A 9221-nucleotide genomic window follows, 5' to 3' on the forward strand; every position below is an offset into this window, starting at 1 on the left:
ACAATAAAAATAGACACATTTATTTCCTTTGTATGCTTATTTAACACGTTTATTTTTATATAAAGCATAGTAAACAGGTAGTTTTTTTATTTAACGTGCAATTTATAACTATAAAAACAATACGTCACGTATGACGGGGGATAAACAATATGATAGATTAATAATGTAGGAGGCTACTAGATGTTAGATATCATTAAAAATTTAATATTAGAAGTCAATCATATGGGCCAAAAATATGAACGAGTTAGAGAAAAAGAGGAAGACGAAGATTTTCATAAAGTTGTAGAACCATATGTTCGAAATATAGATACACAGCTCAATCAACTGAGAAACTATGAACAATCACTCGTTAATACTACATATATGAACAAGAAGAAAGTTGATTTATTATTTAAAAATATTGAAGAACTTTCCGTAGAATGCCATTTTAAACGAACAAGTCGAAAGCTTTTTACAGAAAAAATGAAAGCTGTACAATATGATTTGAATAATATTTTAAAATATAATGTTTAAAGAGGGAAATTATGGTTAAAACTGTTTATATCACTGGATATAAATCTTATGAATTAAATATATTTAAAGATGATGCTCCAGAAGTTTACTATCTAAAGCAATTTATTAAACATAAAATTGAACAGTTATTAGATGAAGGTTTGGAATGGGTATTAATACAAGGTCAGATGGGCATTGAATTATGGACTGCAGATGTTGTTATTGAATTAAAAGAAATATACCCCGAACTTAAACTAGGTGTGATAACGCCTTTCGAGGGACATACATCTAAATGGAATGAACAAAATCAAGCTAAGTACATGAATATTATTAATAACGCTGATTTTACTGAAAGTGTTTTTCATTCTGAGTATCAGGGGCCGTTTCAATTTAAACAAACCGACCAATTTATGCTAGACCATACTGATCAAACTTTATTAATATACGATGAAGAACAAGAAGCAAGTCCTAAATTTTTTAAATCTATGTTAGTTGATTTTATGGAAAAAACAAATTATACTTGTGATATTGTGACGTTTGATGAACTCACTGACTTCATCAACGACTTGCAGTGGTCTCAAGATCAAAGTTTCGAATGAGGTGGAAAAAATGTCAGATGTTTCATTAAAATTATCAGCAAAAGATATTTATGAGAAAGATTTTGAAAAAACTATGGCTCGTGGCTATAGAAGAGAAGAAGTAGATGCTTTTTTAGATGATATCATTACAGATTATCAAAAAATGGCAGACATGAATAATGAAGTTGTAAAACTTTCAGAAGAAAACCACAAATTAAAAAAAGAACTTGAAGAATTAAGATTACGTGTTGCGACAACTAGACCACAAGAGAATAAAAACTTTTCTTCAAATGGTTCTAACAACAACGCATCATCAAACAATGTAGATATTTTAAAACGTATCTCTAACTTAGAAAAAGCAGTATTTGGTAAATAATATTTGAATTGGTTTAGACAAAGCTTTCTATTAGTGTGAGCGTAACACTTTGTTTCCATTTAGATGGGGACTTAAATTTTAAAAGGCTTTGTCTAGACCCTTTTTTATGTTATACTCTCAAAGGTGATATTTTGGGTAATCGCTATAGTGATATAGAGGAAAGTCCATGCTCACACAGTCTGAGATGATTGTAGTGTTCGTGCTTGATGAAACAATAAATCAAGGCATTAATTTGACGGCAACGAAATAACCTACGTTCTTTGAATAGGGTTAGAATAGTTTGAAAGTGCCACAGTGACGTAGCTTTTATAGAAATATAAAAGGTGGAACGCGGTAAACCCCTCGAGTGAGCAATCCAAATTAGGTAGGAGCACTTGTTTAGCGGAATTCAACGTATAAACGAGACACTAACATTTTAAATGTTATGGTAGACAGATGGTTACCACCAACGTACCAGTGTGGCTAGTGCACGTTTAGAGTACAATGGAACAGAACATGGCTTACAGAAATATCACAACTAGTTTAGCTCTCCCATCAAACGGAGAGCTTTTTTTAATGATATATTTACTTAAATCAATTTTACCAAAAATATTTTAATTCACTTTATAAAAATAAATGACTATGTATGATTAAACTTTAAAAGTATCTTTGTTAAAATAAACATAAATCAAATGAATCTAAAGGAGAACAATGCATGTTTCAATTATTAGCAGTATGTCCAATGGGATTGGAATCAGTAGTAGCTAAAGAAATACAAGAATTAGGCTATGAAACACAAGTAGAAAACGGTCGTATCTTTTTTGAAGGTGACGAAAGTGCTATTGTTAAATGTAACTTATGGTTACGTACAGCAGACCGTGTCAAAATCGTTATGGGTCAATTTAAAGCCACAACATTTGATGAACTTTTTGAAAAAACTAAATCATTACCATGGGAAACAATTATTGACCAACAAGGGAGTTTTCCAGTGCAAGGACGCAGTGTAAAATCAACACTTTATAGTGTGCCAGATTGCCAAGCTATCACTAAAAAAGCCATCGTTGAATGTCTAAAACATGCATATAATGAAAAAGGCTGGTTAAATGAAACAGGGGCTAAGTACCCAGTAGAAGTTTCTATTTTAAAAGATAATGTATTACTTACAATTGATACATCTGGCTCTGGATTAAACAGAAGAGGTTATCGTTTAGCTCAAGGTGAAGCGCCAATTAAAGAAACGCTAGCTGCAAGTTTAATTAAATTAGCCAATTGGACTGGCGATACACCATTAATTGATCCGTTCTGCGGTTCAGGGACTATTGCTATCGAAGCATGTCTAATTGCACAAAACATTGCACCTGGGTTTAATAGAGACTTTGTATCTGAAGAATGGAATATCATGCCACCAAATATTTATGATGAGATGCGAGATGAAGCTGATAAGCAAGCTGATTACGATAGAGAGATTCAAGTTTATGCTTCTGATATTGATCCAGAAATGGTTGAAATTGCTAAGCGTAACGCTGAAGAAGTTGGCTTATCAGATATTATTCAATTCAACGTTAAAGACGTCAATACATTAACGATTGATAGTGAAGAACCTATCGCATTAATTGGTAATCCACCGTATGGAGAACGTATCGGTGATAGAGAAGAAGTAGAAGAAATGTATCGTTATATGGGTACATTGATGAAACAACACCCATATCTATCTACTTATATCTTAACAAGTAATAAAGAATATGAGTTTTTAGTTAATAAAAAAGCAACAAAACGTCGTAAGTTATTTAATGGTTACATTGAATGTACTTATTATCAATATTGGGGTAAGAAACCTCAAACGAAAGATTAAATTAATCAAACAGTTCATTAGCACTCTCATTGCAACTATAGTAAAGTTGTTTTGAGAGTGTTTAAATTTAAATTACTGATGAAATTAATAAATAATATAATCAATAGATGAGAGGAGTAATATATATGAAGAATGTTTTAATTATTGGAGCTAATGGTAGAGTGGCCATTGAAGCAACCAAAATTTTCTTAGAAAACTCAAATTTTAATGTAAATCTATTTTTAAGAAATGCACACCGTATTCCAGATTATGGTTCAAACAGAGTAACTGTATTTGAAGGTGACGCTAAAAATCAAAGCGATTTAGAGAAAGCATTAGATAATATCGATATCGTATTCACTGGAACATCTGGTTCACTTAATCGTCATGCTGAAACGATTGTAAAAGCCATGGATGCAAAAGGAATTAAACGTTTAATTTTAATTGCTGCCCCAGGAATCTATGATGAATTACCTGAACCATTTAATGAATGGAACAAACAACAATTTGGCGAGAAACTTAATTTATATCGTCAAGCTGCAGATACAATTGAACAATCAGATTTAGATTATACAATTATTAGACCAGGTTGGTTAACTGATAAAAATGAAAACATTTATGAAATCACTACAAAAGATGGCCAATTCGAAGGTACTGAAGTATCTAGAAAAAGTGTCGCAAACTTAGCAGTACAAATAGCAAAACACCCTGATTTACATTCAAAAGAGAATATTGGTGTATTCAAGCCAGGCACTGAAGGCGACAAACCAGCTTGGTTTGAATAATCCTTCCCTAAATTCATAGGTTTTGAGTAATATATATGATAATATTTTAAGTAATATCATAATCTATGATTATTGGCTTACTCAAAAGAGGTTATGACAAAGTATCTTACATTAAAATTGCGTTTTGGATTTTAAGTCGTTTTGTCTTGACCTCTTCTTTTTTTATCGAAAGAACTAAAGGGGATTAAAACGTATGACACACACTGAACAATTAGACATTTTATATAAACTAAAAAAAGAAGTCGAAAAATCAAACAACACTGCTTTATTAAACACAATTAATCAAGTTATTAAAAAGGTATACAAAAATCAATTTACTACTTCATTTGTTGGTCACTTTTCAGCAGGTAAATCAACACTAATTAATTTGTTATTAGAACAAGATATTTTACCTAGCTCTCCAGTACCGACAACAAGTAATACAGCAATCGTCTCAGTTTCTGATTCAGAAGACATTATTGCGAATTTACCGGATCAACAATATACAAAATTAAAAACCTACGACGAAGTAAAACAGATGAATCGCCAAAATATAGACGTAGAGTCTGTAGAAATCAACTTTAAGTCTGATAAATTTGATAATGGCTTTACATTTCAGGATACACCCGGCGTTGACTCTAACGTAGCCACTCACCAAACTACAACTGAACAATTTATGTATACGAGTAACGTGTTATTTTATACTGTCGACTATAACCATGTTCAATCAGCGCTCAATTTTCAATTTATGAAACGAATTAATGAAGTAGGTATCCCTGTTGTGTTCATCATTAATCAAATAGACAAACACAATGAAGACGAACTTTCATTTGATACGTTTAAATCTAGAGTTGAAAAATCAATTAACGAATGGGAAATTAAATTAGAACATATTTATTATGTAACTAAATTTGACCATCCTGAAAATCAAATCAAGCAATTATCTGATTATCTCTTATATTTAGACGAAAATAGAGAATCAATGGAAGATTATATTGAACGCACAGTATCATTTATTACTGATGCACAATTATCATATATCCAAAATGAAATGCAAAGTATTTTAGAATACTTAAATATTGAAGAAGAAGAATTTGAACAAGCATATTTAAATTTCCAACAAACACAATCTGTATCAGAAGAAGCACAATTACTAAATGATAAAGATAAACTAAAGTCTTATCTCAAACAAAAACGTAAAGACATTTTAGAAAATGCTTATATTATGACTCATGATATGCGAGAACAATTAAGATCGTATTTAGAAAGTAAGGCTACAGATTTTAAAGTAGGTGGATTTTTCAATAAATCTAAGAAGAAGGAAGAAGCACAAACAGAACGTTTAAACAAAGCAGTTGATATGCTTCAAGAAAAGATAAACACCCAAATTCGCCAACCTATGAGAGAAGATATGTCATTTTTAACACGATTTATTAATCAGAAAAATATTAATGAACATATTTTAAATCAGTCTTATGATATACCAAACGATTTAGTTTCTTCTTTATATCAACCACAAACAACTATAAGTAATACGTATGTATTAACATTTTCTGATGAAGTGGTTAAAGCAATTAATCAATTTGTTGAACGCCAATCAAATCCATTATTTGAAAAGGCCATTCAACATGTTCAAGCTAACGAAATAGAAACTGAAGATAGTGAAGCATCAGAAGAATATCAACGATATATGAAATTAAATAATTTGAAAGAATCTCTAACAACACGCAATTATCAACATTACTATATACATTTAGAAGATTCTTTAGATAAATTAACAGGACGTACTGAAGCTAACTTCACGATTAAACAACAAAATGATACAACACATCATCAAAATAGAGATTCAATTCAATCAGAAAGCGATGATGTCTCAAGTTCACAAATTGATATTGAAAAGGCATTAAATGTAATCGAAGATATACCGTTATTTGAGCGAACTCAAATGGACATAAAGCAAACATTAACTCGTCTAGATCAAAAAATCACAAAAATTGGCGTATTTGGTACATTCAGCGCAGGAAAGAGTAGCTTAATTAATGCCTTATTAGGTGGTCAATATTTAGTAAGTTCACCAAACCCAACAACAGCGGCGACAACCGAATTGACTTACGGTGAAAACAGCAGTATTACTTTAAAATCATCAAAGCAATTACTTCAAGAAATTAACCAAATGCTTGAATACTTCAATCAGTCATTCGATTCACTTGATGAATTTATTAATAGTGATATAACGCAATTAAAATCAAAATTAGAAAAAAATCAACTTGCGTTTATTTCTGCTGTAGAAAAACATTATGACATGTATATCAATATGTTAAATGATGGAGAAGTACATCAAATCGACCAAGATGATGTTAAAAAATGGTCTGCAGAAGATGAATATGCAACATTTGTTAAAACAGTTCATTTACAAGTACCTGTTGAATGGCTTAAAGGAAAAATTATTGTCGATTCACTTGGTTTACATTCAAATAACCAACGACATACAAATGAAACAGAACAAATACTTACTTCTTCAGATTTAATTTTATATGTTAGTTACTTCAATCATTCATTTACTGACAATGACAAAGCCTTCATTGAACATATGAAAGATATGAATCAGCTAAACGAAAATCAAGCTTTCAAAATGATTATCAACGCGGTTGATTTAGCTGAGAGTGAACAAGATTTAGATGCTGTTAAAGATTATGTTGCTGATGCACTTAATCAAGTACAGTTACAATCAGACGTTTTTGGTGTATCTAGTCGAGAAGCATTAAAATCTAACGATGAAGGTATCAATCAATTGAAAGAAAGCATTCAACACTTTGTCGACATTGAATCTAAGACAATTCTAGAACAACAAATGATTCATCAACTACAACAAATCGACAAGTCATATGTTGAAATGATAGAAGAATTTGAATCTAATAAAGATGATATTGCTAAGCGTCAACAAAAATTAGAAACATATAAAGACCAACAAAGACTTGGTCATCAACTAATAGATACAACATCACAATATACGAATAATGAAGTTGAAGAACAAGTTTATCATTTAAATTCACGACTAAAACTTCAATTAATGGACGATATTAAATCTGTATATAACAGTCAAATGACTCAAAATAGTGATTTTAATGAAGAAAAGAAAAATTCGACTAAAATTTATTTAGATCAAATTCATCAAAGACTGTTCTTAGAACAATCATTAATTACTGAAAGAATTAAAAGATACTTTAATCAACAATTAGATGAACAAGTGGCACCTGTGTTACAACAATTAAGTCAATTGCATATCATAGTTAATCCACGTTTCAATTTACAACCAGATGTCATTAATAAACCGTTACTTCATATTGAACTTAACGATATGATGAGTGAATTACCTAAACAATTAACAAAACGTAAAATCCTTAATCCAAATTCACAGAAAGAAATTCACGAATATATTTGTCAAAGTACATTAGAATTGCTTCAATCAAATTTCAATCAGTTAAGACAGCAATTGGAATCATATGTTGATCAAATGTCTTCAGAAGCAGAAGAACAATTTAACAGTATCGAAGAAAACATTCAAAGTCAGATTAACGAACTGTTATCATTTAACTTGGATGAATCATTAATTACACAACTCAAAGATAAACACCAACAATTAGAAGCAATCATTTATTAAGAAAGAAGGATTACAAAAATGCCTAACAAAGTTTTACTCGTTGATGGCATGGCATTATTGTTTAGACACTTTTTTGCAACTAGTCTACACAGTCAATTCATGTATAATTCAAAAGGCGTGCCTACTAACGGCATTCAAGGATTCGTTCGCCATATCTTCTCTGCTATCAAAGAAATTCAACCAACTCACGTGGCTGTTTGTTGGGATATGGGACAATCAACATTTAGAAATGATATGTTTGATGGTTACAAACAAAATCGATCAGCACCTCCAGAGGAATTGATACCTCAATTTGATTATGTAAAAGAAATCTCTGAACAATTTGGCTTCGTTAATATTGGTGTTACTAATTACGAAGCAGATGATGTGATAGGAACATTAGCAAAATCATATTCAACAGATAATGACGTTTATATTATTACTGGCGACAGAGATTTACTTCAATGTATTAATGAAAATGTGGAAGTATGGCTAATTAAAAAAGGATTTAATATTTATAATCGTTACACATTAAATCGATTCAATGAAGAATATCAATTAGAACCTCAACAATTAATTGATATTAAAGCGTTTATGGGTGATACTGCAGATGGTTATGCTGGAGTAAAAGGAATAGGCGAGAAAACAGCTATTAAATTAATTCAACAATATGGCAGTGTAGAAGAAGTCATCAATCAAATTGACGCTTTAACACCCGGACAAAGAAATAAAATTAATGACAATATGAATGAATTACATTTATCTAAACGTTTAGCTGAAATTCATACAGAAGTTCCTTTAGATAGTGAACAAATATTTATGGATATGGCTTTTGCCACAACATTAAATCATATTCTATCTATTTGTAATGAACACGAACTATACGTTTCAGGAAAATATATTTCAAGTCATTTATAAATTTTAGCAATCGAATTCATCATATAGACTTTATAGTTTATATAGAATTCGATTGCTTTTTTGTATTTTTAACGCAATTTTAATAATAATAATTATAATTTGTAACAATTTTAATTACACATAAATTATATTTTGTGCTATTATAATTTAGAGCATAACTAAATTGTTCAACAACATGCTGTAATGTATTTTTATAGTCTGACTTTTAATTTCAAAAAATGTAAGACATAGATTTAAATTTCATTATCCATTACCAATTAGTGAGAATTATTATCATAATACATTACATTTTTATCAGGCAATTATACATTCACAACAAACACATCAGAGAAACAACATCAAGACAAGGAGTGAACAATAAAAATGAACGATCGTGAGAAATTACAGAAGTTTAGTATTCGTAAATATACAGTTGGTACATTTTCAACTGTAATCGCAACATTAGTATTTTTAGGATTTAACGCATCTAATGCACAGGCTGAAGAAACAAGCGCCAAGGAACAAACTAAAAATCAAACTTATCAGCATCAAGATGGACAACAGTCAAACACATCTGATTTAGCTAAACAAGAAACAAATACAATTTCACAGACAACCGATAAAGCAAATACTAATGTAGAAACTTCTATCGATAACTCAAGTC

General features: G+C 30.4%; 7 protein-coding genes, 1 other RNA gene and 1 pseudogene. All 9 read left to right on the top strand.

Annotated features, from left to right (window positions below):
• Positions 1–180: 180 nt before the first annotated feature.
• On the top strand, positions 181–513 hold the full coding sequence (locus LFT63_RS01955; RefSeq protein ID WP_119622546.1) for a DUF1798 family protein: 333 nt from the start codon (positions 181–183) through the stop codon (positions 511–513).
• An 11-nt stretch (positions 514–524) separates the two neighbouring features.
• Positions 525–1091 carry a DUF1273 domain-containing protein gene (locus tag LFT63_RS01960; protein ID WP_017637984.1) on the top strand — a complete coding sequence of 189 codons (567 nt, stop codon included), beginning with the start codon at positions 525–527 and terminating at the stop codon, positions 1089–1091.
• A 10-nt stretch (positions 1092–1101) separates the two neighbouring features.
• A complete protein-coding gene (gpsB, locus tag LFT63_RS01965) occupies positions 1102–1446 on the top strand; it encodes a cell division regulator GpsB (protein WP_017637985.1) in 345 nt (114 codons plus the stop codon).
• A 127-nt stretch (positions 1447–1573) separates the two neighbouring features.
• Positions 1574–1954, top strand: an RNA gene (gene rnpB, locus LFT63_RS01970) — RNase P RNA component class B.
• Between the two features lie 186 nt (positions 1955–2140).
• A complete protein-coding gene (locus tag LFT63_RS01975; RefSeq protein ID WP_017637986.1) occupies positions 2141–3277 on the top strand; it encodes a THUMP domain-containing class I SAM-dependent RNA methyltransferase in 1137 nt (378 codons plus the stop codon).
• Between the two features lie 125 nt (positions 3278–3402).
• Entirely contained in the window at positions 3403–4041 is a 639-nt protein-coding gene (locus tag LFT63_RS01980) for an SDR family oxidoreductase (protein WP_017637987.1), read from the top strand.
• Positions 4042–4234: 193 nt separating this feature from the next.
• Complete coding sequence (locus LFT63_RS01985) at positions 4235–7681, top strand: dynamin family protein (RefSeq protein ID WP_029055342.1); 3447 nt, start codon at positions 4235–4237, stop codon at positions 7679–7681.
• Between the two features lie 18 nt (positions 7682–7699).
• A complete protein-coding gene (locus LFT63_RS01990; RefSeq protein ID WP_029055343.1) occupies positions 7700–8578 on the top strand; it encodes a 5'-3' exonuclease in 879 nt (292 codons plus the stop codon).
• 363 nt (positions 8579–8941) lie between these two features.
• Positions 8942–9001, top strand: a pseudogene (locus tag LFT63_RS12625) (YSIRK-type signal peptide-containing protein); the annotation flags it as partial.
• Positions 9002–9221: the final 220 nt, after the last annotated feature.

Source organism: Staphylococcus sp. FSL H8-0121, from assembly GCF_038008425.1.
In the GTDB taxonomy this organism is placed as follows: Bacteria; Bacillota; Bacilli; order Staphylococcales; family Staphylococcaceae; genus Staphylococcus; species Staphylococcus pasteuri.